Below are 25,503 nucleotides of genomic sequence, written 5' to 3'. Positions count from 1 at the left end.
CGAATCTACGCAACGGAGAACGATTATGCCCAGCGTGATGCTCAGAGAGAATGAAGGTCAGCTAACGCTCTACATCGCCAAGAAAGACCTGGAGGCGAACGTGGTTTCCCTGGAACACGACCAGGCAGACCGCTGGGGCGGCAAGATTGAGCTGGATGACGGCAGCGCCTGGTATCTGGATCCCATGGATACCAAACCCAAGCTGCCAAAGACCGTCCGCGTTCGGCGCGCCTGACCTCAGGATCTTTCGCACTACTCTCGATTTTTCGTACTAACAGGAGAAAGCCCATGGCCCTGACTATTGTCGAAGACGAATGCATCTCTTGCGGTGACTGTGTTCCGGAGTGCCCTACCGATTCCATTACTGAGTCGCTGGTGGCGTTCAAGATCAAAGCGGACACCTGCACCGAATGTGAAGGCGAAGCTGACGAGCCCAAGTGCGTCACCATCTGCCCGATCGACAACTGCATCGTGCCGGCCTGACCGGCGCATTTTCCCGGACGATTCCCCCGTTCCGGGCGGCGGCCGGCTCCCGATCAGGGCCGACCGCCCTCTCATTACCCAGCATCAGCTTTGACGCTGTCAGGAGGTCCCATGAGTGACTCTGATTTTCGTTTTCGCATCGCCATCGCCAGTAACGACGGTAAAACCATCGACGGCCACTTCGGCAGTTGCGAGCAGTTTCTGATCTACGAATTCGACGCTGATACGGTAGTGCCGCTGGAACAGCGCCCGGCCAGTACCGAGGGCGGCATCGACAAAAACGACTATCGCGCCGCGCAACTGGCCGACTGCCACCTGCTCTACGTGGCATCGATCGGTGGCCCTGCCGCCGCTAAAGTGATTAAAACCGGGGTTCACCCGCTGCGAGATCCCAACAGCACGGCCATCAGCGAAGCCCTGATCAAGTTACAGCAGGTACTCAAAGGTACGCCGCCGCCCTGGATGGCGAAAATGATGGGCGCAGCTAACCCGCTGGCGACCAAACTCGAAGCGGCCAACGACTGATCATGCCCGGCTGCGAGCTGCCTGCATCGCCCGCTGGCTATGCCCCCAAACTGCTCACCAGCGAGGCCATCAGCCGCTGTGTGCTGAGTCAGGCTGACAGCCGTGCTCTGGCGCTCGCGCAGCTGGCCAGCGAAGCCGCCCGCTGCACCGCTCGGGCGCGGCAACTGAGTCCGATTCAGTCCAGCACCTGCCAGCCGTTGGGAGCCTGGCACTGTGCCAGCGGTTTCGCCGACTGTGCTGCCCAGGTAGTGGGCGGTGACGCCTGCGTCCGCCATTTCAATCGTTATCTGGAGCAACAAGGCTACCTGCTTAAGCCCGCCAGTCCGGCAGCTGAGGCCGCGGCCCCGGTCGCCGGAGTCCGGGTCATGATCGACACCTGCCTGGAACGAGAACACCAAGGGTCAAGCCAGGATAACCTCATCGTGGCTGAAGCCCCGAGCTTTGTCGGTAACCAGAGCCAGGGTTGGGACGCGATGTTCGCCACCCTGGTTCAGCAGGTGCGCTCCGGTGACCAACCCATCGCCAGCGGAGAAAGCCTGAATCTGGTGCTGGGCTTTGAACATTTCGCTGCCAACTACCGCATTATGCAGCAGCTGCTGTCCCCTTTCGGTATTCGGGTGCAACTGCTCTCGGACCCTCGCGCCCGACTGGAACCGGAGCAGTACGCTAATCAGCGAGCTACATCCATGGCTCAACTGCAGGCCGCGGCCGGCGCAGACGACACTCTGCTGGTTCGCCCCTGGCAGCTGCCCCGCTCACGCGACCTGATACGCCAACGCTGGGGCCATGCCGTCACGCCGCTGCCGGTACCGATGGGGTTGGCCTGGACCGATGCCTGGCTTACCCATCTGTCGCGGATGAGCGGACAGGAGGTTCCCGCGCTCACCCAACTGGAACGTTTTCGTCTGTGCGAAGCGATTCATGACGCACTGCCGCTGATCTGCCGGCAACGCTTTGCGGTGGTTGGCGAACCGGATTTTGTCATGGGTATCAGCCGCTATCTGATCGAGCTGGGTGCCGGTCCCGCGCTGATCCTGTGTCAGAACGGCAACCAGCGCTGGCGCGAGGCGATGCTCGGCCTGCTCAACGATTGCGGCTATCAAGGCGACGTGGTGGTTAAGGTTGGCAGTCTGTGCGAACACCTTGCCCGGCTGCTACATGAAACCCCTGCCGACCTGCTGCTGGCGCCCCCTGCCCTCAGCGCCGCCGATCTTGCGCCCGAAGGGCTCCCTGCCACCCTTCGGCGGGTAGCGCTCGAACAGGCACCGGAGCCGGGTGAGCACCCTGCAACCCTGGGTTACGCCGGTGCCCGCCATATCCTCAACGCCATTCTGCGGACCGTTCGCAGCCCCTGAAATGCGGCGTTCAGCTTCCCCGACAGTGTGCTCTCCAACCTGTTTGCGCACGTGACCTTTGGGCCAGGGAGTGGCCCTCTTTTTTCGGGTTTTACCGGCCTTGGCGCACCTCCCCGATCCCGCTGTTTTCCGGCCGACCAAACACGTTTGCAGTGACGCCAGCGAACCGTACGCAACCGGATAGATGTCAGTTTTTTTTACACTTAACACCCGGCTTGAGATTGCGCTATGTCATTTTAAACGATTGTTCGTTTAAATATAAAAACTTGTATTTAATGGCTTATTTTTTGCTTTTTCAGGAAAATGCCGCAACAGCGGACCCTAGCCCTTGCATGAAAAGAGGAACCATTCATGAATACCCTAGCCAGACTAAAGCGCTGTGCATCGTTGATTGCATGTACCACCGCGCTCCCACTCATGATCACCGCAGCGCCATCGCATGCGGTCGCTGTCTTTGACCAGGGGTTTGAAACAGATACTGCCGGCATGATCGGTAATTTCAACCGAACCGCCTCCGGCACCGACGGGTTAACCTCCTTCGAAGGTGGTTTTCACGCCGTGGCGACAGGTGGCTACGATGACAACAACGACTACCAGTATGCCTACACGCGCTTTGACGGCTATCGTGATAGCTTCCCCGGTGATTACAGCGCCAGCGTGGCCATTTTCCTGGACACCAGTTGGGCAGCGGGTAGCGGCTTCGACTACTCCGTGGCATCGAATGGAACGGATGGTAATCACCAGCGCGACTTTATTTTCCACGTCACCCAGGACAGCTCCAGTGGCCAACTACTGGTAGGCGGAAACAACAACAGTAACTTTGCGCCAATCGAGAATCTGGAAGCAGGTAACCATTTTGTGGTTGAAAACAGCGGCTGGTACCTGTTCGAGCACCTGTTCCGCAACGATGGCGGCCTGCTGGCGGTCGATCTGAACCTATACTCCTCCGTGGGTGATCTACTCTTTACCGAAACCCGCACCAGCGCAGCAGACACGATTCCCGGGGACGTCGGCGGCAACCGCTATGGCTGGTTCACCGATATATCCGTTGAAGGTGGCCTGGCGGTCGACGCATTCTCGCTTAACCTGCCGGCACCGGTACCCGAACCCGCCTCTCTGGCACTCGTCGGACTGGCCCTGCTGGCTGCGAGCCGCTTTCGCAAGCACTGAATAGCTGCGCGGGCCGTCTGTCGGCCCGCGTTTTTCTCCCTCCGTTCCATCTTTCTCGCAATGCCCTCTTTTTTGCACTACCCCCCTATCTCGTAATCCCCCCGCGCTACGCGCCCACAATCGACACCCAACCACTATTGCCCACCTAAGCCATACTATCGTGGGTAAACACGCGGCTATTGCTGTCAGTTACCGAGGTCAGGATGAAATATGTCGAAGTTGTCGCCCGCAGCGCCAGCACCGCTACGCTGCTGAAGATTGGCGATCGCGCCAACTCAGTCGATACCCGCCTGGGGGTCGAGCATGATGACGGCATGCGTACGCTGCGGTTTTTGATTCCGGAACACCGGCTGCAAAAACTGGTGGATGAACTTCAATACGTTCTCGGCGCGCAACAGGCCGCACGGATCACGGTGCTACCGGTGGAACTGGCGTTACCGGAAGCGCCGGAACAGGATCGGGCCCGCGAAGATGCCGCCTCCACCGCCCGCGAAGCGCTGTTTGACCAGGTCCAACGCAACACCCATCTCAACCCCAATTTCCTGGTACTGGTCACTCTCTCAACCCTGGTCGCTGCCATCGGCATGATTGAAGACAACGTTGCGGTCATCATCGGCGGCATGGTGATCGCCCCGCTACTGGGCCCCAACCTCGCCCTGAGCCTGGGCACCGCGCTTGGGAGCAGCACCTTAATCCGACAGTCAGCACTGGCATTGACCGTGGGACTACTGTTTTCCGTGGTGATCGGCCTGCTGATTGCCATTGTTTGGCCGGAGCCGCTGCAAAGTTCGGCCCTGCAAGCACGCACCAACGCCGGCTTGATTGCCGCCATTTTGGCGCTGGCATCAGGCGCAGCGGCAGCGCTGTCGCTGACTAGCGGCTTATCCAGCGCGCTGGTTGGCGTGATGGTCGCAGTGGCGCTGCTGCCGCCGGCTACCGCCCTGGGCATCATGCTGGGACAGCAGGAGTGGCCACAGGCATTAGGCGCGTTCCTGCTCCTCACCATCGACGTGGTCTGTATCAATCTCGCCTGTAAGCTGGTATTCCTGCTCAAAGGCGTCCATCCCCGGGCCGGTGAAGACAAGCGGGCAGCTGAACGCAGCATGCTGGTCTACATCGTCGCCTGGTGCGTGACCCTGGCCATACTGGTCGCGGCAAGCTACGGCTACCAACAGATTCCCGCGTAAACCAATGGCGCGTCCGCTTGTAACAATCGGATCCATCGTTGCATTTGCTCTGTTGCCTTTGCCACAAACCACTGAGCAGACCTATACAAATCAATTAGTTGCTTAATGGCACAGCTCTTGCTGCTGCACCTTTCAGGTGACTAGCGACAGGAGCAATCATGAAACAGAAACAGATAGCGGAGCTGCTCGACGAGCCGGGCTGCGACCACAACGACAAGTCCAAGTCAGGCTGTGCCCGGCCCAAACCCGGCGCCTCAGCCGGCGGCTGCGCCTTTGACGGCGCGCAGATCGCGTTGCTGCCGATTGCCGATGTCGCTCATATTGTCCACGGCCCCATCGCCTGTGCCGGCAACTCCTGGGATAACCGCGGCACTCGCTCCAGCGGCCCGACTCTCTATCGCCTGGGCATGACCACCGATCTGACCGAACAGGATGTGATCATGGGGCGCGGCGAGAAGCGCCTGTTCCACTCCATCAAGCAAGCGATCGACAGTTACAATCCGGCCGCAGTATTCGTCTACAACACCTGCGTACCGGCGATGATCGGCGACGATATCGAAGCGGTCTGCAACGCTGCCAGCGAGCGCTGGGGAACACCGGTGGTGCCGGTAGATGGCGCCGGTTTCTATGGTTCCAAGAATCTGGGTAACCGGATCGCCGGCGAGTCGATGCTGAAGTACGTGATCGGCACTGCGGACAAGGCCCCCAAGCCGGTGCACCCCGCGGGTATTCCGGTGTACGACATCAACCTGATCGGCGAATACAACATCGCCGGCGAGCTGTGGAACGTGATGCCGCTGCTGGACGAACTGGGCCTGCGCGTGCTCTGCACCCTATCCGGTGATGCCCGTTTCCACGAGGTGCAGAGCATGCACCAGGCAGACGTCAACATGATGGTCTGCTCCAAAGCGATGGTAAACGTCGCTCGCAAACTGAAAACCGAGTTTGGCACGCCCTGGTTTGAAGGCAGCTTTTACGGCGTTCGTGACGTGTCCCAGGCGCTGCGTGACTTTGCCCGTCATATCGGCGACCCGGACCTGATCCAGCGTACCGAAGTGGTTATCGCCCGCGAAGAGGCACGTCTGGATGTAGAACTGGAACCCTGGCGCGAGCAACTGCGCGGCAAACGCGTGCTGCTCTATACCGGCGGGGTGAAATCCTGGTCAGTGGTCTCGGCGCTGCAGGATCTAGGCATGGACGTAGTCGCATCCGGCACCAAGAAGTCTACCGAAGAGGACAAAGCTCGGATCAAAGAGCTGATGGGTGAGGACGCCGTCATGCTCGACGGCGGCAACGCCCGTCAGCTGCTGGACAAAGTCGCCGAACTTAAAGCCGATATGCTGATCGCCGGCGGTCGCAACCTCTATACCGCCCTCAAGGCCCGGCTACCCTTTCTCGATATCAACCAGGAACGCGAGTTCGGCTACGCCGGCTATAGCGGTATGAAGGAGCTTGCGCGCCAACTTACCCTCAGCCTCACCAACCCGGTCTGGCAGCAGGTGCGTACGCCCGCCCCCTGGGCGCGCGCCACTGCGTCGACCGCCGGAGGTGCGCTATGAACTCGCATCACTACCTCAACGCTGTCAGCCGCTTCCTCCGTCGTGGCAGTGAACGCAAACGTCTGCGCCAACTGAGTCTGGCGCAATGTTTGCCACCCCACTATGCCGCTGCGTTGCAACAGCGCGATGCACAATCGGCATCGCACCATACAACCGCGACACGCTGAGGAGGCCGTCATGACAGAGATAACACCCCGTAACGCGCCTTTGGCGATCAACCCGCTCAAAGCCAGCCAACCACTGGGGGCTACACTGGCCTGCCTCGGCATCCGTCAAGCGATCCCCCTGCTGCATGGCTCACAGGGCTGTTCCGCCTTCGCCAAGGTTTTTCTGGTGCAGCACTTCCGTGAACCGATCCCTCTCCAGACCACCGCCATGGATCAGGTCAGCACGGTGATGGGCGGCGACGAAAACCTGACCGAAGCGCTGGAAACCCTATGCGGGAAAAGCAGCCCGGCGCTGATTCTGGTCACCACCACCGGTCTGACCGAGACCCAGGGAACGGATGTTCGCCGAGTCATCAAGCAGTTCCAGAGTGATCACCCGGAGTACGCTGCGACCCGTATCGTGCCGCTCAACGCGCCGGACTTCAAAGGCTGCCTTGAAAGCGGCTTCGCACTGGCGGTCGAGGCGATGATCGATACCCTGGTAGAGAGCAGCGACAGCGCCGGCAGCAAGCCGGAACAACTCAACCTGCTGGTCAGCGCCAGTCACACCCCCGCCGACATCGAACTTCTGAAAACCTGGGTGGAGTCGTTCGGCCTGACACCGATCGTGCTGCCCGATATCAGCGACTCGCTCGGGCATCTGGTGGATCTCGACTTCAGCCCGCTGACGCTGGGCGGCACGCCGGTTTCCGCCTTTGACCAGTTGGGCCAAAGCGCAGCCACACTGGTGATCGGGCGCTCGCTGGCGAAAGCCGGCAAGGCGCTGCAGGATCGTACCGGCGTTCCCAGTCATCGTTTTGACCATCTGATGGGCATGAACGCCTGTGACCGCCTGGTGAACACCCTGGCCGAACTCAGCGGCCGACCGGTACCGGCCACCATTGAGCGCCAGCGCGCACAACTGCAGGACGCCATGGTCGATACCCATTTCCAGCTGGGATTGGCGCCGGTTGCGGTGGCTGCGGATCCGGAACTACTCGGTGGATTATGCGAATGGCTCAGTCAGATGGGGGCGCGCGTAGTGGCAGGCGTCACCCCGGTCGCCACCCGCAGACTGGCCGAGCTTCCCTGTGACCAGATCAAGGTCGGCGATCTGGCTGATCTTGAAAATCTGGCCGCGGAGCGGGGCGCTGAACTGCTGATCGGCAACACCCACCTGGTCGCCGCAGCAGAGCGCCTTGAGGTGCCCCTGCTGCGCGCCGGCTTCCCCCAGTTCGACCATTTCGGTGCCCATCGGCGCTGCTGGATCGGTTATGGCGGCAGCGCCCAGACCCTGTTCGATATCGCCAATCTGCGGCTGCACGCAGACCAGCATCATATCCCGGTCTACCACTCCTATCTGTCGCAGAAACATGACCACGAGGAGCAAGCAGCGAGGGAGGTGCGGGCATGAAACTGGAACGACACCTGAAACTGTCTCAGGACGACAAGCAACGCAACCGTATCCGGGTGGCGTTCGCCACGCGGGATCGCAAGAGCGTGGACCAACACTTCGGTTCTGCCTGCAACTTCATGATCTACAGCGTTACCCCGCTGACCTACGAACTGATCGAAGTGGCCGAGTTTACCGAGACCGAGCAGGACAAGAACCACAGCAAGCTACTGACCAAGCTGGAGCTGCTGGAAGGCTGTCAAGCGGTGTTCAGCAACGCCATCGGTGCCGCCGCGGTGAAGCAGCTGCTGACTCTGGGGATTCAACCCTTGCGTTCGATTCCCGGTACTCCCATCAGCCGCGAGATCGGCCTGCTGCAGGAGATGTGGGAAAACAACCCACCCACCTGGCTGCAAAAACATATCAAACCCGAGGCGAAGGCAGATCGCTTTGACGCCATGGAAGAGGAAGGCTGGGCAGAGTAATGCCCCCGGCCCCTTAGACGAGGATCTACCCATGTATGACCAACTGATCATCGACGAAAACGACCCACTGCTGCAGAGCGAGTTCGTGATCGAAATCCTGCGCCAACTGCGCGCCCTGGACACCTACGGTAGTTACGAGGGTTGGCACGACGCCCGCGTACTTGACCCGTTGATCATGACCAAAGAACGCAAGCGCGAGATGCCGCTGACCGCCGACCCGGACGATATCACCCTCTCCAACATTCGCGCTTATTACAACGCTCTGGCGGTATTGATAGAACGTGAATGCGGCCATATGGCCACCACGCTGATCAGCATCAGTCACGAGGGTTTCGGCCGGGTACTGATCACCGTTGGCAAGCTGGTGGTGATGGACAAAGTGCTGCGGGACGCGCACCTGTTCGGCTTCAAAAGTCTCGAAAAACTGAAAACCGAAAGCGACCGGATACTGGCCCAGGCACAAGCCATGGTTAGCACTTATCCCGCAGTCGCCGCCATTTAATCATGATGATCTCAGAGGAGTAACACCGTGGCTAACTATGCAGGACAAACCCAGGACGGCAGTGCCTGGGAACCCCAGTTCATTACCGAAATCGACCAGGCAAAATGCATCGGCTGCGGCCGCTGCTACAAGGTGTGCTCGCGCGACGTGCTCAATCTGACCGAGTACGAAGCCAATGATGACGACTACGATGACGACTACGATGATTTCGACGATGATGAGCAGCGCATGGTGATGGAAGTCGCCAACGCCGGCGACTGCATCGGCTGCGAGGCCTGCGCCAAGGTCTGCTCCAAAAACTGCATTGGCCACAGCCCCAAAGCAGCCTGACGTGCCCCAAGCAGGCCCGCGCCAGCCTCCCGTCGCGGGCCTGTTGTCGCCATTCAGTGAACGCAATGAGCATGACGCAAAGAGCTGAGCTGCTCAACTATTGACAATCGTCACCAACCCAAACCAAGATAGCACCGAGACGAACAGCAGCAGAAGGCTATAAGCAGCTGTTATAGGCAACAATTCATCAGAAGTAAGAGAATGCCTGAATCCGACAATAACAATAAAAAACCTGTCGACTTGAGTCTGCTTCGACGCAAGGCGGAGAACCGGATTGAAGAGTGGCATCTGGAGTTTTCGCCTCCGCATGAACAGACCGATCTGCTGCATGAACTGCAGGTACATCAGATTGAGCTCATGATGCAGAACGACGAGTTGCAGCGAGCTCAGCAAGAGCTGATGGCGTCGCGCAACCATTACGTTCAGCTATTCAACCAAACCCCCATCGGCTATGCATTGATCAATCAGCGCGGCGAGGTCAACGAAGTCAACGACACCCTGCGCCGACTGTTGCAATGGACCGGCGGACACCCCGCGGTTCAGTTTTTTGTCGAGCTGCTGCACCCTGACGAGCGCGATGTTTTTCGGGCCAGATTTCGTGCTCTTTTCAAGCAACCGGAAGGCAAACATCTGGATATCGCTTTGCAATCAGCAGACGGCAGCCCAATCCCGGTTCGAATGAACGCCTGCCGCTTCAGTAGCTCATCAGGTTATCCGAAACTCGACCACGAACAGCAGCTATTGCTCTCAATCGTGGATATGAGCAAGCAGCGCCAACTCGAAAACGAGATTGCCCGGCGCGCCGAAACCGCCATGTTCGAAAACAAAAAGATGGCCACCATCGGCCAGTTGGTCGATCAGTTCACCCACGATGTCTGTTCGGTTATGAGCGGTGGCATTCTCTCTCTGGGCACACTGCAGCAAGAGCTGATATCGCTACAGGACCTGCTGGCGCGCGAGGATAGGCAATCGCCTGCTATCGACCAAAAACTGGCACTGATCCGCGAGGATATAGCAGCGACGCTGAACGCCCAGCGCAAAGTGTCGGACATGGCTTACAGCTTCAAGCGCACCTCTATCGACCAGACCAGCGAGCGCCCACGCAGATTCACCCTGCAACAGCTGCTGGAGGATGTCTGCCGCACATTTAAAACCCAACTGGCCCAACAACAGGTGCAGTTATCTATCACCTGCGACCAGGAACTCCCGCTCGAAGGCTCGCCGGGCTACCTCGACCAGCTGCTGTTTAATCTGATCGGCAACAGCCTCACCCACGGCTTTAACGGTAGCGGCGGTACCATCCGTCTGACCGCGGCGCTCGATAATCAAAGGCTGCAACTGATTTACGAAGATGACGGTTGCGGCTTTTCCGCCGAGCAGCAGCAGCGTGCGTTCGAGCGCTACTATTCCGGCAATCCCGACCAGAGCCACTCGGGATTAGGCCTTTACATCGTCAAGACGATCACCGAACAGAAGCTGGGCGGTAGCGTTCGACTGGACAGCAGCCCGGGGCTGATGACTCGCTTCACTCTGACTGTTCCACTCCAGAGAAGCGGCAAGCTCTTTATAATGGGCGACCCATACAGCTAGGCTCGGCCTTTAAAGCCGGCGCAACAGGAACACTGGATGTCTGAATCATCAGCTAACACGCCGGCCAAGCCGGAGCAGGGCCTCACCACTCCCACCCACTATGTTGCGATCGGTGCTTCGGCCGGCGGTCTTGACGCCATCCAGTCGTTCTTTCGCAACATGATCGGTGATAGCGGCCTCGCCTTCATCGTGATTCAGCACCTGTCGCCGGACCACAAAAGCCTCATGAAGGAGCTGCTGGGCAAGTTCACCAGCATGCCCGTTCATGTCGCCGAGGATGGCGATAAAGTCGAAGCCAACCACGTTTACCTGATTCCGCCCAAAAAGAACCTGCAGATCTACCATGGCCAGCTGATCGTTACCGAACAGGACCGCAGCCGCGGGGACCTTAATCTGCCGATTGACCTTTTCATGAGTTCATTGGCCACTGACCAGAGCGATAAAGCGATCGGAATCATCCTCTCTGGAACCGGTAGCGACGGCTGTCGGGGTATACGGTCGATCAAGGAAGCCCTCGGTATGGTGATCGTACAATCTCCGGAAACCGCAGCCTTTGACGGTATGCCGCGCAACGCCTTAGCCACAGGCCTGGCGGATTACGACCTGGCACCGGACGAGATGCCGGAACAGCTGCTCTCCTACTCGCAGCACCCCTACGGAGCCCGCTCGGTGGCGCTTGACGCCAAGCTTAAGCAAGGCAGCGGCCTGGAGCGGATTTTCTCGCTGTTGCGCGATTACAGTAAGGTCGATTTTTCCCACTACAAATCCTCAACAGTGGTCCGGCGGCTCGAACGGCGGATGGCCTTTAACCAGTTGCACCGGCTGAGCGAATACATTCACTTGCTGGAAACCAACCGCCAGGAGATCGGCAAGCTCTATCGTGAGCTGCTGATCGGCGTCACCAGTTTCTTTCGCGATCCGATGGGTTATGAAGAGCTGACCTCGCACCTGCAGGAGCTGATTCTGGAAAAGTCACCTGGCAGCGAATTAAGGCTCTGGTCCGCCGGCTGCTCCTCCGGCGAGGAAGCATACTCGCTGGCGATTCTCTGCTTTGACATCATGGAGCAGCAACAACACCGGTTGCGCCTGAAGATATTCGCTACCGACATCGATCAGGAAGCGATTCACCAGGCCGGCCAGGGCCGATTTTCCGAGAGCATCGCGGCCGACGTGCCACTGCATCTGCTGGAAAAGTATTTTATGCAGATCGAGGGCGGCTACCAGATCAGCCGTTATGTCCGCGAGGCGGTGGTGTTCGCCCGCCACAACATCTTCAAGGATCCGCCGTTTACCAACGTTGATCTGATCAGCTGCCGAAATCTGCTGATCTACCTTGAGCCGGTACTGCAGCGAACCATCATCGAACTGTTTAATTACGCACTGCAGGAGCGCGGCGTACTGTTTCTCGGCCCCAGCGAAAGCCTGGGCGATGCCGCATCGCTGTTTGAAGCGATCTCAGCCAAGTGGAAAGTGTTCCGCAGCAAGGGCCGAGCGGTGCAACCCGGTCGTCTGTCCCGCCATTCGCAGATGTTCGTAGCCGGGTCCAGCAGCCAGCCCAGCTCAGCGCCGCTCAATTACAGCAACCGCTCGGTGGTCCGGGACGACGAACGGATGTTACAGCGGTTACTGGAGTCACTGGCGCCCGGCCGGATTCACCTGCTGATGGTGGTCAACGAAGAGAAGGAACTGATCCACCTGGTGGGCGAATCGTCCGACTATATCAAGTTGCCGCAGGGACGCCTGACCAATCAGTTGACCAAGCTGGCAGACCCCTCTTTGTCGATTCCCTTCAACACCGGGCTGCAAAAATGCTTCAAATCCGGCAAAGAGGTCCGCTTCAGCAACATCCGCTTTGAGGTTGCCAGCGGCAAGCACCGGCAGATAAACATCCTGTTCGTGCCGTTGGCTCAGAAACGCGGACAGGAGCCGCTGGTTGCCATCCTGATCGACCCTGTTCAGGAGGAGCGCCTCGGCGCCACCGAAGCCCTGGAGTACGATGCCGATCACGAGGCCAAGGAACGGATCAACGACCTTGAACAGGAGCTGCAGCTGACCCGCGAAAACCTGCAGGCAACGGTCGAGGAGCTGGAAACCAGTAACGAAGAGCTTCAGGCCAGTAACGAAGAGCTGCTGGCCAGCAACGAAGAGCTGCAAAGCACCAACGAAGAGCTGCAATCGGTCAACGAGGAGCTGTTTACCGTCAACGCCGAGTACGAAAGCAAAATCACCGAGCTGACCGAAGCCCACAATGATATGGATAACCTGCTGAGGATCTCCAGAATCAGCACCATATTTCTCGACGAGAATCTGGATATCCGGCGCTTCACCACCGACGCGGCAGATCTGGTCGCCTTGCAGACAAAAGATATCGGTCGCCCGTTCAGAGATCTGACCCACAACCTCGATATCGACCTCAACAGACTGATCGACGAGGTGGTATCAAATAATCAGGATCGCTACACGGAGGCCCGTTACGACGGCCGGATTTTTCTTGTGCGCGTCTACCCTTATCACCTCTCCCGAGGCGCCGTATCCGGGGTGGTACTGTCGTTTACCGACATTACCGAACTGAAAGAGCTGCAGCAGAAACAGCTGAATACCGCGCAACAACTGGACGACGTCCAGAACTTTCACAAAAGTATTCTTAACAGTCTCAAGGACGCCGCAATTACCGCCGACGAGATCGGCACCATCCAGTTCGCCAATCAGGCCACTGAAACCTTATTGGGTTACTGCCCCGAAGAGCTAGTCGGCCGAAACGTGCGTGACCTGATGCCCCAACCGGACCGCGACCGCCACGATGGTTACCTGCAGCACTACCGCGAAAGCGGAGAGGCGAGAATCATCGGTCAGGGGCGCCGGCTGTCCGCCCAGCACAAAGATGGCAGCCTGCGTGACATCTGGTTGGAGGTGACCGAAGGCGTATTTCAGGAGCACCGGCTGTTTACCGCCATTCTCCGCCAGACGGCTACAAAACCGGGTCCAATAGACACCTGAGGTCTGCCAGCGCGGCCGCACGTTCAGCAACTGCCGGCCGGCGTTGGCCGAAGCAGTCGCAGCAGAGCTGCCAGAGTAATGCCTGTCACCAACCCTGCAGCGTTGGCGGCCAAGTCGAGCCATTCGCCGTAGCGGTTGACCAGTGGTTGCAACAACTCGATAGCACCACTCCAGCCGAGAAAAAAAAGTCCCAGCCACAACCAGCCACGAGGGCGAGCATAGGCGGCCGGTAACATCAGCGCAGCATAAGCAACAAGGTGGTGGGTTTTATCACTACCGGGTACCTCTGGTAGCTGCGTCAGCGGCCATAAGGAGAGCAGACTGATCGCCGTCAACAATCCTGCTGAGAGCAGCATCCAGTGCCTGCCAAGCAACACCAATCCCCTGTTCACCCTGCCTCTCCGATACGCTCAAACCGATCGCACCCTGACACAAGATCCTCGGGGTAGCAAACAGGCAGCGCAGGCTCTTTCCTGCACTGCCCTCCTCCTCATCAGATATCGACACCGGCCTCACGCCAGTAGTCTTCCAGTGTCAGGTAGGCCTGATCGATACGGTCCGTGGCAACTCTCCAATCCCCCTGCTGCGCCTCATCTCGCGCTTGCTGAAAGATACGGTCAGCTTCCTTGCTGCCCTGAGCGATGATGCCGGGGTCGATACCCAGTTCTTCAGAAGATCGCTCCATCCAATCGGCGAAAAAACGCCAATCCTCGTAACGGCGCACCGCTTCCTTCCAGGCTGCCTGAGTACCGGCATCCGGCTGTTCGATAACCAGCAGGTCGCCTGAACGAAGCTCCACCAGCGCCCGCTGCAGCTCGAGGTAGGCATTGGTCAACAACCGCTCGGCCTGATTGAGGTCGCCACCGGCTGCCGCCAGCCGCCCCTGCTCATAGAGGGTGTCGGTCACCGCAAGCATATCGATGGTGGCGCTTTTCTCGGCCGCTATATCGCGCGCAACCGGCAGCAGCGCATCAATCACTCGCTCCATCTGGAATACCCAGCGCTGCTGCTTGTCTCCGGCGAGCGGAATTCCGTTGTACTCCTTCATGGGATACAGCATCCGAGCCGCCTGCTCCAGCTGATCAGCGGCCGTCTTCACGTGCCCCTCACGCAGACTCTCACGCGCACCGGCGACCAGGCTCAACTTCTGCTGTCGCTCTTCAGGTGCGTAACGGTCACTGACCGAACTGGCAGTGATCGCGTGTTCCATCACCTGAACCTGTTTAGCGACTGCCGCCTGGTCGGGTTGCACCATATTGGCATGCAGAATGCCGGCACCCGCCAATAGCAGACAGATCCCCGTGGACTTGATAACTGTTGCCGCTTTCATATTACGCACCCCGTCACTGAGTGGAAGTCGATTGGATTGAACTTATACCTGATAAATATACTCGGATAATTACATTTGTCTAGGACAAACTGGTATAATCACCGCAACTTTCAGGGCTGAGACAATGAACATGCCACCGGTCACCCAATACACCATCGACGAAGTTTCCCGCGACATCGGCATCGGCAAAGACACGTTGCGGGTGTGGGAGCGCCGTTACGGCTTCCCCGTTCCGGGGCGCGGTCCCCAGGGAGAACGCGTATACTCGCGCGATCAAGTGAAGCGGCTGCGAATCATCAGCCGTCTGCTCGATCGCGGCTACCGCCCCGGCAAGGTGGTCAGCCTGTCCGATGAGCAGCTGCAGGAGCTAGCGTTGCAGCAACAGCTCGGGCAAGTTAACTTCGACCACCCCCGGGTAGGTCAACTGTTGCTCTCCGCCCAAGCGGGGGAAAACGCGCAGGTGGAGCCGCAACTGCGCAGCCTCTATCGAGAGCTGGGTCCACAGCGCTTTGTCACCGAAGTGGCGGCACCGCTGCTCGATATGACCGGGAGAGCCTGGGCGGCGGGCCAACTGTCAATCTTTGTCGAGCATCTGGTTACCGACCATCTCAGCCGCGTACTACATGACGCCTGCCACCAGATTCAGCCCCCGGAGGATGGCCCGCGGGTTCTGCTGACGACCATGCCGGGCGAACGCCATGGTATGGGACTGCTGATGGTCGAACTGATGCTGCGCGAAGGTGGCGCCCGAACCGTTAATCTCGGAGTTGAGATGCCGGTGGATGAACTCATTCTGGCCTGTAAATCACTTCAGCCCGAGGTTGTCGCGCTGTCGTTCAGTGCGCTACAGAAGCGTTCGTTGCTGATGGCGGCCCTGCGCGAGATCAGTAGCAAGCTTCCTGCTTCGGTGCAGATCCTGGTTGGCGGCGAGGGGGTCAGCCGACTGCGTATGCTGCCGGGCCGGGTAACCGTGGTTCGCCAGCTCGACGCTATTGCCCCGGTGGTCGCAGCGCTTCATGACCGAGTACGTCACTGATGGAATTGATGGTGACCGGTGCCAGCGGCGGCATCGGACGTGCGTTGGTCGAACAAGCGCGGCGGCAAGGCATTCCGGTACTTGCCGTCACCCGCAGCGAGGCCCCGGTGCCGGGGGCAACGGACTCGCTGACAGCATGTCCCGCCAGTGACTACCCCTGGCGGCTCACCGACCTGCTGCACCCCCTGCCGCGCAAACCTCGCCTGGTGATCCATTGCGGCGGGATGCTTCATCAAGCCGAGCAACGGCCGGAGAAACGGCTGGCCGACCTTGAGCCGGGTTTTCTGCATCACAACCTGGAGCGTAACTGCATCGACAGCGTGCACCTGCTGCAGACCCTCACAGCCTGCTACGGGCGCCGCGATCCACTCACCGTTGCTCTTCTGTCTGCGCGGGTAGGGTCCATCAGCGATAACCGATTGGGGGGGTGGTACAGCTATCGCATGAGCAAGGCTGCGCTGAACATGCTGGTTAAAACCACCGCTATCGAGTGGCAGCGCAGTCACCCCGCCGCCTGCATCGTAGCCCAGCATCCGGGAACCACCGATACACCACTCTCTCGTCCGTTTCAGCGCCATATCGAAGCGGCCAAGCTGTATACCCCGGAAACGACGGCCAACCGTCTGCTGGACCTGATAACCTCGCTATCACCGGCGCAATCGGGACAGTTTCTCAACTGGGACGGGACCCGGCTACCATGGTAATACCGGGGGCTGTCATTCAGAGCCAGCGGCGAGTCCGCGCGCAGTAGTCACTGAACGCCTGACCGAATCGCACCCTCAGCGCCCGCTCCTCCGGAGCGATCTGAAACCGGTTGAGATAGGCCAACAGCACGCCGCCCACTACTACCCCTAAGGGTTGCTGCAGCCACGCCGACCAGCCCAACAGCCAGAGCAGAAAACCCAGGTACATTGGATTGCGGCTAAACCGGTAGATGCCGGTGGTGACCAGTACCGACGCCCGTTGCGGGCGGGTGGGATCAACCGTCGTGCCGGAAAGTTTAACCGCCAGCACCCCCAACAATACGCTAATCAGGCCGGTCACCGTCAGCGCGATTGCCATCACCGCCCAAACCGGCGAGGGCGAGCCCAGATCCGCCTCTGGGGTAAACCACCAGACACTGCCAGCCAACAGTGCCGTCACCATCAGCGGCGGCACTTTTAACTCCAGAGTTCTATCCATTTTCTTTTACTGATAACCGCTTAGCTTGTTATTAGGGGCCTGGAAGCGCATGCTTGCGCAACACCACTGTGGAACCTTCATACGCTCTCCGGTGCCCAACAGTCACCTGATTTCGCCCGGAGGGGCAGCGTACATGTTAACCCTGTATTTCGGCGAGATTAAGACCGGCCGCCTCACTCGCTTGCGCTATCTGGGCTACAGCCTGCTGCTGTTGATCATCATCTTGCTACTGACGCTACTGCTGGGGCTGGTGCTAGGCGCGGTGGAGCAACTAGTTGGCGGTGACATCGTCACGACCCAGCAACGCCTAGCAGACCTGTTCGGCTTGCCAGCGCTGTTGGTTATCACCCTGACCGGCGCGGCGGCGACCTTTGCCGGCCTCAACCTGATGGCCAAGCGGGCCCGCGATATCGGCTTGCCCGGCTGGATCAGCGTTGCGATTCTCTATGCTCTGGAGCTGATGTTGTCATTTGCGGCATCCGCCAACGCGGGCCTCGCCGTGCATGGGCTGGCGCTGCTGGCGCTGTTAGTCGCACCAAGCAATCTGGTTCTGCGACGCCGCTACGCTGGCTACGGCGACCGCCACTTTTAACAGCACTCTGATCGCGCAAGAATCGGGTAGCCCTCACTCCACGAATCGGCGACACTGCGCCAGAACAGCATGGCCAAACCCGGCCTCGCTTGTTGTGACCACATTGCCCCGGGGGCCCGCTGATCCATGCCGCTCACCAGCGCGTTTAACCTGCTGCTTCTATCCGCCATCTGGGGCGGGTCCTTTCTGTTTCTGCGCATGGGGGCCCCGGTGCTGGGGCCGCTGTGGCTGATCGAAAGCCGGGTTAGCCTGGCGGCACTGTTTCTGCTTGCGGTCGCGCTTCTGCTGCGCCGGCGGTTGGCACTGCGCCAGCACTGGCGCCACTACCTGCTGCTCGGCGGTCTTAACTCAGCGCTGCCGTTTCTGTTGCTCGCCTTCGCCGCGCAAACCCTGACCGTGTCGCTGCTATCCATCGTCAACGCCACCTCACCCCTCTGGGGGGCATTGGTGGGGGCACTCTGGCAACGTGAAATGCCGCCTCGAAGGGCGCTGCTCGGCCTGTTATTGGGCGCGATGGGAGTGGCCCTGCTGGTGGGTCTTGACCGAATCACCAGCGAACCGGGGGCCGCTGTTGCCGTCGCCGCTGCTCTGGGAGCAGCGCTCTGTTACGGCATCGCCAGCAATTACGCCCGCCACGCCAGCGCGGTGGAACCCTTCAATAACGCCCACGGCAGCATGTGGGCGGCGACGCTGTGGTTGCTGCCAGCGACGCTGTGGCTGCCCCTGCCAGCCATGCCCGCCCCCCCGGTAGCCATCGCCGTGCTGCTGCTCGGCATTCTTTGCACCGGCATGGCCTATCTGCTCTATTTTCGGCTGGTCGCCGAGGTGGGACCCACCTCGGCGCTCACCGTCACCTTTCTGATCCCCCTTTTTGGCGTGCTCTGGGGCTGGAGCCTGCTTGACGAGCAACCTGGCTGGCATACCCTGGCCGGAACCCTGACGATACTGACCGGTACCGCCCTGGTCACCGGATTCAACCCTCGCACTCTGTGGCCTGTAAGGAGCGCCCGCCATGCCTGACCCCCTGTTGGAGCAGCAACGCCACTATCATCAGGTCGCAGCGGCGATCGACTATCTGGCCACTAACGCCCGCCAGCAACCCAGTCTCAGCCAGGTCGCGGAAGCGGTGCACCTGAGCGAACACCATCTGCAGCGGCTATTCAGCCAGTGGGCCGGTATCAGCCCCAAGCGCTTTCTGCAGTTTCTGAACAAAGAGCACGCCAAACAGGCGCTCCAACGCTCCGAGGACGTCGTCACCACCGCGCTCTCCACCGGTCTCAGCAGCACCGGCCGGTTGCATGACCTGATGATCAGCTGCGAGGCGATGACGCCAGGCGAGATCCGTACCGGCGGTACCGGATTAATCATTGGCTATGGCATCGCGCCGAGCTGCTTCGGCGACGCCTTGCTGGCCTGGACCACACGCGGACTGTGTTATCTGGCGTTTATCGATGACGACCTGCCCCAGCGTCAGCAGGAGCTGCAACAACTGTGGCCCAACGCCACTCTGCAGCAAGATTCGACCGGGGCCGTCACACTGGCAACCCGTATTTTCTGCCGCTCGCCCCAACCGGGCAGGCTGCATCTGGTACTGCGGGGCACCAACTTCCAGCTCAAGGTTTGGGAAGCACTGCTGGCAATCCCGGCGGGCGAACTGGTGTCCTACAGCCAACTTGCCGCCTTGGCAGGTTCCCCCAAAGCGCAACGGGCAGTGGGCAGTGCGCTGGCGCGCAACCATGTCGGCTTTTTGATCCCCTGCCACCGGGTGATCCGTGAAAGCGGCGATATCGGCCAGTACCGCTGGGGCAATACCCGTAAACGTGCACTGCAGGCTTGGGAGGCCGCACAGCAGGCAGACCATTATCCAGCCGGTCGATAGGCTAACGTAGAAATGCAGCAACATTGGCCTCCCGGTTAATAGAACTGCGATTTGTCACATAAACATCCACGTACCGTCATCTCCCGTCGCCACAATCGCTGCTGCGACCCCGTCCCAAGGAGAGACTGACGATGCCTTTGCAAACACCCCGAATCGCGCTGACCATAGCGCTGACAGCCTGTACCAGCTTGGCCCACGCAGGCCTTAGCCTGACCCTGAAAGGTCAATATCAGGAACAGTGCGGCGGCGAAGAGAGCTGTGCGGAAATTTCCGCTTACGCCCCAACCAAACAGCGCCTGTACGTCACCAACGGTGCCGAAAATCAACTTCGCATTCTGGCGATTGACCCCGCCACCGGTGCATTGGGCGAAGCTGACGGCATACCCAGTGCTATCGACCTCAGCCCATATGGCGGAGGCCCCAACAGCGTGGCCGTTTCCGGCGAATACGTCGCGGTGGCGGTAGAGGCCGACAACAAGCAGCAGCGCGGTCAGGTGGTGATTTTTGATCTGGATGGAAGCCAAGTCACAACGATCAAGGCCGGCGCGCTACCGGACATGGTTACCTTCACCCCCGACGGCCGCTACCTGCTGGTCGCCAACGAGGGCGAACCCAGTGATGCCTATAGTCACGATCCCAAGGGCTCGGTGACTATTATCGACAGCCAGTATGGCTGGTCCCCTCGCACCGTTGATTTCAGCCGCTTTAACCATCGCGGTAAAGGCAAAGGGTCCGGGAAACTGGATGGCGACGTACGCGTGTTCGGCCCCAATGCCACGCCTGCCCAGGACTTCGAACCGGAGTACATTGCCGTCTCCACCGACTCGACTACCGCCTGGGTTTCGCTGCAAGAGAACAACGCCATGGCGATTATCGACATCGCCAAAGCCGAGGTAGACGCGGTGGTCAGCCTGGGCTTCAAGGATCACAGCCTGGCGCGCAACAGCTTCGACGCCAGCGACCGGGATAATGCCATCAACCTGCAAAGCTGGCCGGTTCTGGGTATGTACCAGCCCGACGCCATCGCCAGTTTCGAACATGACGGCAAGAGCTACATCCTGTCGGCCAACGAGGGCGACGCGCGCGATTATGACGGTTACAGCGAAGAGGCCCGGGTCAAGGACCTTAACCTCGACAGCAGCGCCTATCCCGACGCCGCCACGCTGCAGCAGGACGACCAGCTCGGCCGCCTGAAAACCACCACCAGCCGCGGCGATAGCGATGGGGACGGAGATATCGACCAGATCTACAGCTATGGCGCGCGCTCCTTCTCGATCTGGAACGCCAAGGTCGAGCTGGTCTACGACTCCGGCAACGAGTTCGAATTTCAGCTCGCCGGCCATGCCAACAATGGCTTCGATGTCTGGAATGATGGCCGCAGCGACGACAAAGGCCCCGAGCCGGAATCGATCGCGGTGGCCGAACTGGGCGGCGAGCGCTACGCACTGATCGGTCTGGAACGCAGCAGCGGCCTGTTCGCCTACAATATCAGCGATCCGCAGACGCCCGCCGTGGTCGATTACTTCGACCTGCGCCCGCAGGGAGATATCAGCCCCGAAGGGCTGCTGTTCATCCCGCGCGATAACAACAGTGGCTGGCTGGTGACCACCAACGAAGTCAGCAACACCGTATCCCTGTACGAATTGAAGGCGGAGTAATCCAGATCAGGCGCCGTCCCGCGGCGGCGCCTCTTGTCCGGGATCAATTCAGGCCAATCCGCTGCTCGCTTTTGCCGGTCGCCCTAACTACAGTAGTGACATCACTAATCGATCAGAGGGTGACAACATGGAGCAGCTAATCTGGAACCTGCTGGGCTATCTGGCGATGCCGATGATTTTCGTGGCCGGATTTGCGGCAACCGCGCTGTTCGCCTGTATGGTGCTGGATCTGGCGGGCATCGAACCGATGGCGGACTACGACTGATCCCCCGTTGCCGGACCAATCCAGCAAAAGGGGTTGTAGGCCACCTCCCAGAGATATCCATCCGGATCAGCAAAGTAGCCGCTGTAGCCTCCCCAAAAAACCGGCTGCGGCACTTTGACCTGACGCGCACCGGCAGCAACGGCCACCGCCATCACCGCGTCCACCTCCTGCTCGGAGCCGACATTATGTGCCAGCGCGAAGCCGGCAAAACCCTCGCCCGCCGAGGATACACCGGCATCCTCGGCCAACGCCTGCCGACCATACAACCCCAACCAGCTGCCATTGAGGGTAAAGAAGGCGACGTTCGGGGGTGAATCCATCCGCGGCCAGCCCAGGCGCTGATAAAACGCCACCGACCGTTCAAGGTCATCTACACCCAGAGTAATCATGCTGATTCGCGGGTCCATGCTTCGCGCTCCTCGATCCGCTTACTGCTTCAAGCATAGAAGATGCAGGCCCCAGGCAACGATCAGGTCAGCTGACGTCCAATAAAATCCACCATATGGCTGACCGCCCGGTTGAGGTTCTCTTCCAGCGTGGTACCGCTGGACTTGCGCGGTTTAAAGCTGTGCTCGCCATCAGTCAGGAAGCAGCACTCCACCTGAGCAGACAGAGCGAAGCTCCGCAGCTCCTCGCGGGTGCCAAAAGGATCACGCTCGCCCTGCAGGATCAAGGTGGGCACTGTGGTCGTCGCCAGATGCTCACCACGATAACGCTCCGGTTTGCCCGGGGGGTGAAACGGAAAACCAAGACAGATCACTCCGAGTGGCGCGGCACCTGACTCCAGCTCCTGCGCCAATAACGTGGCCACCCGGCCGCCCATGGATTTGCCCGCCATAACCAGCGGCCCCTGGTCGGCATAATGGTGGTACAGGCTCTGGTAAGCCGCCAGCAGTTTGGGCATCCGGTCCGGAGGACGCCGCTTACCATCCTCGCGCCGCGCCGCCATGTAAGGAAACTCGAACCGCACCACCCTCACGCCCTGCCGGGCGAGTCCCGTCGTCACCGCAGTGATGAACTCATGCTCCATGCCGGCACCGGCACCATGGGCCAGCAGCAGCGTCACTGCAGCGTCCGCGGCGCCGTCGATAAGTACCGGCAGATTGCAGATCCGTTCCGGTGCGTTCACACCAACTCTGCCAGCCTGGGAGCATCGTACTGATGCGGCTCATCGCTGTAGATACACACATTCCACTTGTCGACCAGGCCGCTATCGGCGACGCACTGGGTTTCAAAGAACTGCTGAATAGCGCTCCGCTGGCAGTGAGACTCGAACGCTGCAAGATCGCTCCAGATCTCGTTGAACACGATCGGGTAACTGTCACCTTCAGCGAACGGACTGGGAATATGACGCGTCACCACATACTGAATACAGCCATCTTCTCGCAAGGTGTCGGGTTCCAGCGCCTGCAGCACCCGAAATAGCGCCTCATCGCACCCGGCCTTGGGCATAAACTGCGCCAGACAATAGACTTTCTTTGACATATGAGCCTCGGTTAATCCGGTGGTTGAATAACTGCGGACCATGCCACAGCCCCCAGCTAAGGTCACGCAGCATCGCTCCCTACCCAGCCACGACACCCGTCCAATCGCAATGCGAATAATTCTTGTTTGCATTATCGATATTTTTTGTTAATCTCCCCGGAACTGTCCAAACAACGCCATACGATTTATAAGTCAGCCCATGAAAAAGAAAACAAAGTTTAATCGCGGTGCAACAAATAAGTCACAAAACAGGGTTAGTATTCCTGCGTCTTTAGGAACTTGCTCGTCATTGTTATTTGAACGTAATACACCAACCAGCGAGTGGTTATCATTGAAGTATCTGACATCGCTATTTATTCCGCTGATATGTGCCGGCACCCTGAGTTCTGAAGCGCTGGCCGATATTACTATCCGCGTCGATCCCGCCATTGACGTACTCGCCATCGATGGTCAGGAAACGGAAAAACCGCGTGCCTATGTCAACCGCAGTCTCCGCCTTGCCGACGGCCGCCACCAGCTCCTGCTCCGTCTTGGTGTGGAAGTTGAGACCCGTGGCAACGATACCGAATTCGCCCACAGTGACACCTTTGTAGTGCTGTTTGAAGCCACGAATCAGCAGTTAAGTCTCAGTACACCAAAGATTAAAACGCCCGCAGCAATGGAGGCCTTTAATCAGTCACCGGAGTGGCAACTGCGAGCATCCAGCGGCCTATCCTGGCCGCTGGCGGTTGCTCCGCTGCGAAAAGAGGGCTTCCAACTCAGTCGCAACTACACCCATGAGTTGGCGCTGTTCAATCAAGGCCACAACCCGGCGGCACTGGCAATCCTGGCAGGCCCGGCGCAGGCCTACCCGCCAGCCAACTCGGCGCTGACCATCGGCGGCCAGCGCCCGCCTGATGCAGCAACTCCCCTGCCCCTGCAGATGCTGCAGTACTGGTATCAAGTGGCCGATCAGAACACGCGGCAGAAATTTATAGAATGGACGCATGAAAAATAGCATCTTAATTATTTTTGCATCGCAGCATTAATTAAACAAACGTGCTGTAGAAATATTATCGAACAATAAAAACAAGCATCCCTTTATTTAAAGGCGATGTCGGGGAAGCTTTGCCTAAATAAACTCAAATCATCCAATTATCGGAGAATGCAAACCATGAAAAAACTGATCTTGGCTGCCGCTATCGCCGGCATCACTGCCGGTACCGCCCAGGCCGCGACCGTTTACGAAGGCAAAGGCCTGAAGTACGACATCAAGGGTGACTGGCAGGTTCAGCTGCGTGATAACGCCAGCAAGACCAAAGACCTTGAGGTCGAGTTTGACGATCTCGAACTGAAGAACCGCGTCCAGTACGATCTGGGCAACGGTCTGACTGCCTTTGGTCAACTGGATTTTGGCTTTAAGGATGCCGCAGAAAGCAAGCAAGATGGCGACTCTCTTGAAGAAGCCTACCTGGGCCTGGATTTCGGCAGCGCTTCCGTGCAGGTCGGTAAGATGGACAAGGCCGCCGATGACTTTGGCGTCGAGCAGGCTTACGAAAGCCCGCTGGGTGAAGACATTTTTGACGAGTTCGGAACCGGCAGCGGTGATGACGTCATTCGCGCCGACGCCAGCTTTGGCGCCGTTCGCGTGGCAGCCTCCCACGAACTGGAAGCCGAAGGCGAAGACAGCGAAGGTAACGAGTCCAGCGACATCTACGTCGAAGCTGGCTTCGACGCCCTGACGCTGGGTGCGGCCTACCAGACATTCAAATCCACTCCGACCGCCAAATCAACCGACATCTGGGGTGTCAGCGCCGTCTTTGATGCGGGTTTTGCCACCTTTGGCGCCGACTACGGTGTTTCCGATCAGGCCGGTACCAGCGATGTGGCGATGCTGGACATCGTTGCCACCTTCAAAGCCACCAAGCAGATCAAGATCGCGGTCGGTTATGTCGAGCATGACTATGACGATGCCGCGGCAAACAGTGAAGAGGCCATCTACGCCAACCTGACCTACAAATTTCCGGAGCAGAAAAACGTATCGATGTTCGCTGAAATCACCAACCGCGATGATGATGCCAACACTGATTACGAACTGGACGTTCTCGCCGGTATGCGCATCAAGTTCTAAGGACAGAATCCCAACCACCGGGTGCCCGTCCCTTCAGGGGTTGCCCGGTTTGCAGGGATCTAAAGGCCGGCACAATGCCGGCCTTTTTTATGGTTCTCACCTAAGCCTAGCCGCAACCCCTGCACGCCTTGACGGCGCAACTCTCATACCCAACGCAGCAAACATTAGCCACCGCTACTAGAATAAACTTTCTAGTCCGGCATCAACCGACGCCTCATCAGCAGCTCACAGGGCGATCATCTCT

The 25,503-nt window shown here is 59.2% G+C and carries 29 protein-coding genes; 23 read left to right on the top strand and 6 right to left on the bottom strand.

Translation table 11 applies throughout. The features are described from left to right. Positions 1-25 precede the first annotated feature (25 nt). The 14 genes from nifT to JJQ76_RS00835 all read left to right on the top strand — a co-directional run bounded on the left by nifT (position 26) and on the right by JJQ76_RS00835 (position 13,722). Positions 26-235 (top strand): putative nitrogen fixation protein NifT, encoded by a 210-nt coding sequence (nifT, locus tag JJQ76_RS00900; RefSeq protein ID WP_210394705.1) that lies wholly within the window; start codon positions 26-28, stop codon positions 233-235. 53 nt (positions 236-288) lie between these two features. Then, positions 289-483 carry a 4Fe-4S binding protein gene (locus JJQ76_RS00895; RefSeq protein ID WP_210394704.1) on the top strand — a complete coding sequence of 65 codons (195 nt, stop codon included), beginning with the start codon at positions 289-291 and terminating at the stop codon, positions 481-483. Positions 484-594: 111 nt separating this feature from the next. Continuing rightward, entirely contained in the window at positions 595-1,008 is a 414-nt protein-coding gene (locus JJQ76_RS00890) for a NifB/NifX family molybdenum-iron cluster-binding protein (RefSeq protein WP_210394703.1), read from the top strand. A gap of 2 nt (positions 1,009-1,010) precedes the next feature. Beyond that, positions 1,011-2,363 carry a nitrogenase component 1 gene (locus tag JJQ76_RS00885; protein WP_210394702.1) on the top strand — a complete coding sequence of 451 codons (1,353 nt, stop codon included), beginning with the start codon at positions 1,011-1,013 and terminating at the stop codon, positions 2,361-2,363. A gap of 351 nt (positions 2,364-2,714) precedes the next feature. Next, positions 2,715-3,533: a PEP-CTERM sorting domain-containing protein gene (locus JJQ76_RS00880; protein ID WP_210394701.1), complete on the top strand. Its 819-nt coding sequence runs from the start codon at positions 2,715-2,717 to the stop codon at positions 3,531-3,533. A 203-nt stretch (positions 3,534-3,736) separates the two neighbouring features. Then, positions 3,737-4,720 (top strand): TIGR00341 family protein, encoded by a 984-nt coding sequence (locus JJQ76_RS00875; protein ID WP_210394700.1) that lies wholly within the window; start codon positions 3,737-3,739, stop codon positions 4,718-4,720. Positions 4,721-4,878: 158 nt separating this feature from the next. Beyond that, positions 4,879-6,279 (top strand): nitrogenase iron-molybdenum cofactor biosynthesis protein NifE, encoded by a 1,401-nt coding sequence (gene nifE, locus JJQ76_RS00870; RefSeq protein WP_210394699.1) that lies wholly within the window; start codon positions 4,879-4,881, stop codon positions 6,277-6,279. After that, positions 6,276-6,446 (top strand): hypothetical protein, encoded by a 171-nt coding sequence (locus JJQ76_RS00865; RefSeq protein WP_210394698.1) that lies wholly within the window; start codon positions 6,276-6,278, stop codon positions 6,444-6,446. Before nifE ends, JJQ76_RS00865 begins: the two co-directional genes overlap by 4 nt. A 10-nt stretch (positions 6,447-6,456) precedes the next feature. Beyond that, on the top strand, positions 6,457-7,839 hold the full coding sequence (gene nifN / locus JJQ76_RS00860) for a nitrogenase iron-molybdenum cofactor biosynthesis protein NifN (RefSeq protein WP_210394697.1): 1,383 nt from the start codon (positions 6,457-6,459) through the stop codon (positions 7,837-7,839). Continuing rightward, the gene (locus tag JJQ76_RS00855) at positions 7,836-8,303 is read left to right on the top strand and encodes a NifB/NifX family molybdenum-iron cluster-binding protein (RefSeq protein WP_210394696.1); all 468 of its coding nucleotides are present in this window, start codon (positions 7,836-7,838) and stop codon (positions 8,301-8,303) included. Before nifN ends, JJQ76_RS00855 begins: the two co-directional genes overlap by 4 nt. A 31-nt stretch (positions 8,304-8,334) precedes the next feature. Further along, entirely contained in the window at positions 8,335-8,805 is a 471-nt protein-coding gene (locus JJQ76_RS00850; RefSeq protein ID WP_210394695.1) for a NifX-associated nitrogen fixation protein, read from the top strand. Between the two features lie 27 nt (positions 8,806-8,832). Beyond that, complete coding sequence (gene fdxB, locus JJQ76_RS00845) at positions 8,833-9,135, top strand: ferredoxin III, nif-specific (protein WP_210394694.1); 303 nt, start codon at positions 8,833-8,835, stop codon at positions 9,133-9,135. A 201-nt stretch (positions 9,136-9,336) separates the two neighbouring features. Continuing rightward, positions 9,337-10,725: a sensor histidine kinase gene (locus JJQ76_RS00840; RefSeq protein WP_210394693.1), complete on the top strand. Its 1,389-nt coding sequence runs from the start codon at positions 9,337-9,339 to the stop codon at positions 10,723-10,725. A 36-nt stretch (positions 10,726-10,761) separates the two neighbouring features. Then, a complete protein-coding gene (locus JJQ76_RS00835) occupies positions 10,762-13,722 on the top strand; it encodes a chemotaxis protein CheB (protein ID WP_210394692.1) in 2,961 nt (986 codons plus the stop codon). A gap of 23 nt (positions 13,723-13,745) precedes the next feature. Here JJQ76_RS00835 and JJQ76_RS00830 read toward each other — a convergent pair whose 3' ends face one another. Together JJQ76_RS00830 and JJQ76_RS00825 are read right to left on the bottom strand one after the other, a co-directional pair. Then, positions 13,746-14,114 (bottom strand): VanZ family protein, encoded by a 369-nt coding sequence (locus JJQ76_RS00830; RefSeq protein WP_210394691.1) that lies wholly within the window; start codon positions 14,112-14,114, stop codon positions 13,746-13,748. Between the two features lie 101 nt (positions 14,115-14,215). Further along, positions 14,216-15,052 carry a hypothetical protein gene (locus tag JJQ76_RS00825; RefSeq protein ID WP_210394690.1) on the bottom strand — a complete coding sequence of 279 codons (837 nt, stop codon included), beginning with the start codon at positions 15,050-15,052 and terminating at the stop codon, positions 14,216-14,218. Between the two features lie 124 nt (positions 15,053-15,176). Here JJQ76_RS00825 and JJQ76_RS00820 point away from each other — a divergent pair, with 124 nt between their 5' ends. Continuing rightward, positions 15,177-16,088 (top strand): MerR family transcriptional regulator, encoded by a 912-nt coding sequence (locus tag JJQ76_RS00820; protein ID WP_210394689.1) that lies wholly within the window; start codon positions 15,177-15,179, stop codon positions 16,086-16,088. Beyond that, on the top strand, positions 16,088-16,792 hold the full coding sequence (locus JJQ76_RS00815; protein WP_210394688.1) for an NAD-dependent epimerase/dehydratase family protein: 705 nt from the start codon (positions 16,088-16,090) through the stop codon (positions 16,790-16,792). The genes JJQ76_RS00820 and JJQ76_RS00815 overlap by 1 nt, the downstream gene beginning before the upstream one ends. A gap of 16 nt (positions 16,793-16,808) precedes the next feature. Here JJQ76_RS00815 and JJQ76_RS00810 read toward each other — a convergent pair whose 3' ends face one another. Beyond that, entirely contained in the window at positions 16,809-17,270 is a 462-nt protein-coding gene (locus JJQ76_RS00810; protein ID WP_210394687.1) for a methyltransferase family protein, read from the bottom strand. A 133-nt stretch (positions 17,271-17,403) separates the two neighbouring features. Between JJQ76_RS00810 and JJQ76_RS00805 the strand changes: the two genes are divergently transcribed. From JJQ76_RS00805 to JJQ76_RS00785, 5 genes are all read left to right on the top strand, one after another. Beyond that, complete coding sequence (locus tag JJQ76_RS00805; protein WP_210394686.1) at positions 17,404-17,862, top strand: DUF805 domain-containing protein; 459 nt, start codon at positions 17,404-17,406, stop codon at positions 17,860-17,862. Between the two features lie 126 nt (positions 17,863-17,988). Beyond that, complete coding sequence (locus JJQ76_RS00800) at positions 17,989-18,882, top strand: DMT family transporter (protein WP_210394685.1); 894 nt, start codon at positions 17,989-17,991, stop codon at positions 18,880-18,882. Next, complete coding sequence (locus tag JJQ76_RS00795; RefSeq protein WP_210394684.1) at positions 18,875-19,741, top strand: methylated-DNA--[protein]-cysteine S-methyltransferase; 867 nt, start codon at positions 18,875-18,877, stop codon at positions 19,739-19,741. Before JJQ76_RS00800 ends, JJQ76_RS00795 begins: the two co-directional genes overlap by 8 nt. Before the next feature lie 131 nt (positions 19,742-19,872). After that, complete coding sequence (locus JJQ76_RS00790) at positions 19,873-21,399, top strand: choice-of-anchor I family protein (RefSeq protein WP_210394683.1); 1,527 nt, start codon at positions 19,873-19,875, stop codon at positions 21,397-21,399. A gap of 127 nt (positions 21,400-21,526) precedes the next feature. Beyond that, a complete protein-coding gene (locus JJQ76_RS00785; protein WP_210394682.1) occupies positions 21,527-21,664 on the top strand; it encodes a TIGR02808 family protein in 138 nt (45 codons plus the stop codon). On the opposite strand, the gene JJQ76_RS00780 is transcribed toward JJQ76_RS00785, so the two are convergent. The 3 genes from JJQ76_RS00780 to JJQ76_RS00770 form a co-directional block, all read right to left on the bottom strand. Next, a complete protein-coding gene (locus JJQ76_RS00780) occupies positions 21,655-22,071 on the bottom strand; it encodes a VOC family protein (RefSeq protein ID WP_210394681.1) in 417 nt (138 codons plus the stop codon). The genes JJQ76_RS00785 and JJQ76_RS00780 overlap by 10 nt on opposite strands. A gap of 62 nt (positions 22,072-22,133) precedes the next feature. After that, positions 22,134-22,793, bottom strand: coding sequence for an alpha/beta family hydrolase (locus tag JJQ76_RS00775; protein ID WP_343232460.1), 660 nt, complete (start codon positions 22,791-22,793; stop codon positions 22,134-22,136). Then, on the bottom strand, positions 22,790-23,149 hold the full coding sequence (locus JJQ76_RS00770) for a putative quinol monooxygenase (protein ID WP_210394680.1): 360 nt from the start codon (positions 23,147-23,149) through the stop codon (positions 22,790-22,792). Before JJQ76_RS00770 ends, JJQ76_RS00775 begins: the two co-directional genes overlap by 4 nt. Before the next feature lie 199 nt (positions 23,150-23,348). On the opposite strand from JJQ76_RS00770, the gene JJQ76_RS00765 reads away from it, so the two are divergent. Together JJQ76_RS00765 and JJQ76_RS00760 are read left to right on the top strand one after the other, a co-directional pair. Beyond that, positions 23,349-24,146 (top strand): YccT family protein, encoded by a 798-nt coding sequence (locus tag JJQ76_RS00765; protein WP_210394679.1) that lies wholly within the window; start codon positions 23,349-23,351, stop codon positions 24,144-24,146. A gap of 156 nt (positions 24,147-24,302) precedes the next feature. Beyond that, the gene (locus JJQ76_RS00760) at positions 24,303-25,259 is read left to right on the top strand and encodes a porin (RefSeq protein WP_210394678.1); all 957 of its coding nucleotides are present in this window, start codon (positions 24,303-24,305) and stop codon (positions 25,257-25,259) included. Positions 25,260-25,503 lie beyond the last annotated feature (244 nt).

This window comes from Motiliproteus sediminis (assembly GCF_017912535.1).
In the GTDB taxonomy this organism is placed as follows: domain Bacteria; phylum Pseudomonadota; class Gammaproteobacteria; order Pseudomonadales; family Balneatricaceae; genus Motiliproteus; species Motiliproteus sediminis.
This window is presented reverse-complemented; position numbering and strand designations above follow the sequence as displayed.

Excerpts from the sequence above, each read along its gene's own strand:
- JJQ76_RS00850 (WP_210394695.1), top strand. The coding sequence starts at position 8,335 with ATGTATGACCAACTGATCATCGACGAAAACGACCCACTGCTGCAGAGC.
- JJQ76_RS00875 (WP_210394700.1), top strand. The coding sequence starts at position 3,737 with ATGAAATATGTCGAAGTTGTCGCCCGCAGCGCCAGCACCGCTACGCTG.
- JJQ76_RS00865 (WP_210394698.1), top strand. The coding sequence starts at position 6,276 with ATGAACTCGCATCACTACCTCAACGCTGTCAGCCGCTTCCTCCGTCGT.
- JJQ76_RS00770 (WP_210394680.1), bottom strand. The coding sequence starts at position 23,149 with ATGTCAAAGAAAGTCTATTGTCTGGCGCAGTTTATGCCCAAGGCCGGG.
- JJQ76_RS00825 (WP_210394690.1), bottom strand. The coding sequence starts at position 15,052 with ATGAAAGCGGCAACAGTTATCAAGTCCACGGGGATCTGTCTGCTATTG.
- JJQ76_RS00785 (WP_210394682.1), top strand. The coding sequence starts at position 21,527 with ATGGAGCAGCTAATCTGGAACCTGCTGGGCTATCTGGCGATGCCGATG.
- JJQ76_RS00765 (WP_210394679.1), top strand. The coding sequence starts at position 23,349 with ATGAAAAAGAAAACAAAGTTTAATCGCGGTGCAACAAATAAGTCACAA.
- JJQ76_RS00780 (WP_210394681.1), bottom strand. The coding sequence starts at position 22,071 with ATGGACCCGCGAATCAGCATGATTACTCTGGGTGTAGATGACCTTGAA.
- JJQ76_RS00790 (WP_210394683.1), top strand. The coding sequence starts at position 19,873 with ATGCCTTTGCAAACACCCCGAATCGCGCTGACCATAGCGCTGACAGCC.
- JJQ76_RS00835 (WP_210394692.1), top strand. The coding sequence starts at position 10,762 with ATGTCTGAATCATCAGCTAACACGCCGGCCAAGCCGGAGCAGGGCCTC.
- JJQ76_RS00880 (WP_210394701.1), top strand. The coding sequence starts at position 2,715 with ATGAATACCCTAGCCAGACTAAAGCGCTGTGCATCGTTGATTGCATGT.
- JJQ76_RS00855 (WP_210394696.1), top strand. The coding sequence starts at position 7,836 with ATGAAACTGGAACGACACCTGAAACTGTCTCAGGACGACAAGCAACGC.
- JJQ76_RS00885 (WP_210394702.1), top strand. The coding sequence starts at position 1,011 with ATGCCCGGCTGCGAGCTGCCTGCATCGCCCGCTGGCTATGCCCCCAAA.
- JJQ76_RS00760 (WP_210394678.1), top strand. The coding sequence starts at position 24,303 with ATGAAAAAACTGATCTTGGCTGCCGCTATCGCCGGCATCACTGCCGGT.
- JJQ76_RS00820 (WP_210394689.1), top strand. The coding sequence starts at position 15,177 with ATGAACATGCCACCGGTCACCCAATACACCATCGACGAAGTTTCCCGC.
- JJQ76_RS00810 (WP_210394687.1), bottom strand. The coding sequence starts at position 17,270 with ATGGATAGAACTCTGGAGTTAAAAGTGCCGCCGCTGATGGTGACGGCA.
- JJQ76_RS00795 (WP_210394684.1), top strand. The coding sequence starts at position 18,875 with ATGCCTGACCCCCTGTTGGAGCAGCAACGCCACTATCATCAGGTCGCA.
- JJQ76_RS00890 (WP_210394703.1), top strand. The coding sequence starts at position 595 with ATGAGTGACTCTGATTTTCGTTTTCGCATCGCCATCGCCAGTAACGAC.
- JJQ76_RS00895 (WP_210394704.1), top strand. The coding sequence starts at position 289 with ATGGCCCTGACTATTGTCGAAGACGAATGCATCTCTTGCGGTGACTGT.
- JJQ76_RS00840 (WP_210394693.1), top strand. The coding sequence starts at position 9,337 with ATGCCTGAATCCGACAATAACAATAAAAAACCTGTCGACTTGAGTCTG.
- nifT (WP_210394705.1), top strand. The coding sequence starts at position 26 with ATGCCCAGCGTGATGCTCAGAGAGAATGAAGGTCAGCTAACGCTCTAC.
- JJQ76_RS00815 (WP_210394688.1), top strand. The coding sequence starts at position 16,088 with ATGGAATTGATGGTGACCGGTGCCAGCGGCGGCATCGGACGTGCGTTG.
- JJQ76_RS00800 (WP_210394685.1), top strand. The coding sequence starts at position 17,989 with ATGCCGCTCACCAGCGCGTTTAACCTGCTGCTTCTATCCGCCATCTGG.
- nifN (WP_210394697.1), top strand. The coding sequence starts at position 6,457 with ATGACAGAGATAACACCCCGTAACGCGCCTTTGGCGATCAACCCGCTC.
- nifE (WP_210394699.1), top strand. The coding sequence starts at position 4,879 with ATGAAACAGAAACAGATAGCGGAGCTGCTCGACGAGCCGGGCTGCGAC.
- JJQ76_RS00805 (WP_210394686.1), top strand. The coding sequence starts at position 17,404 with ATGTTAACCCTGTATTTCGGCGAGATTAAGACCGGCCGCCTCACTCGC.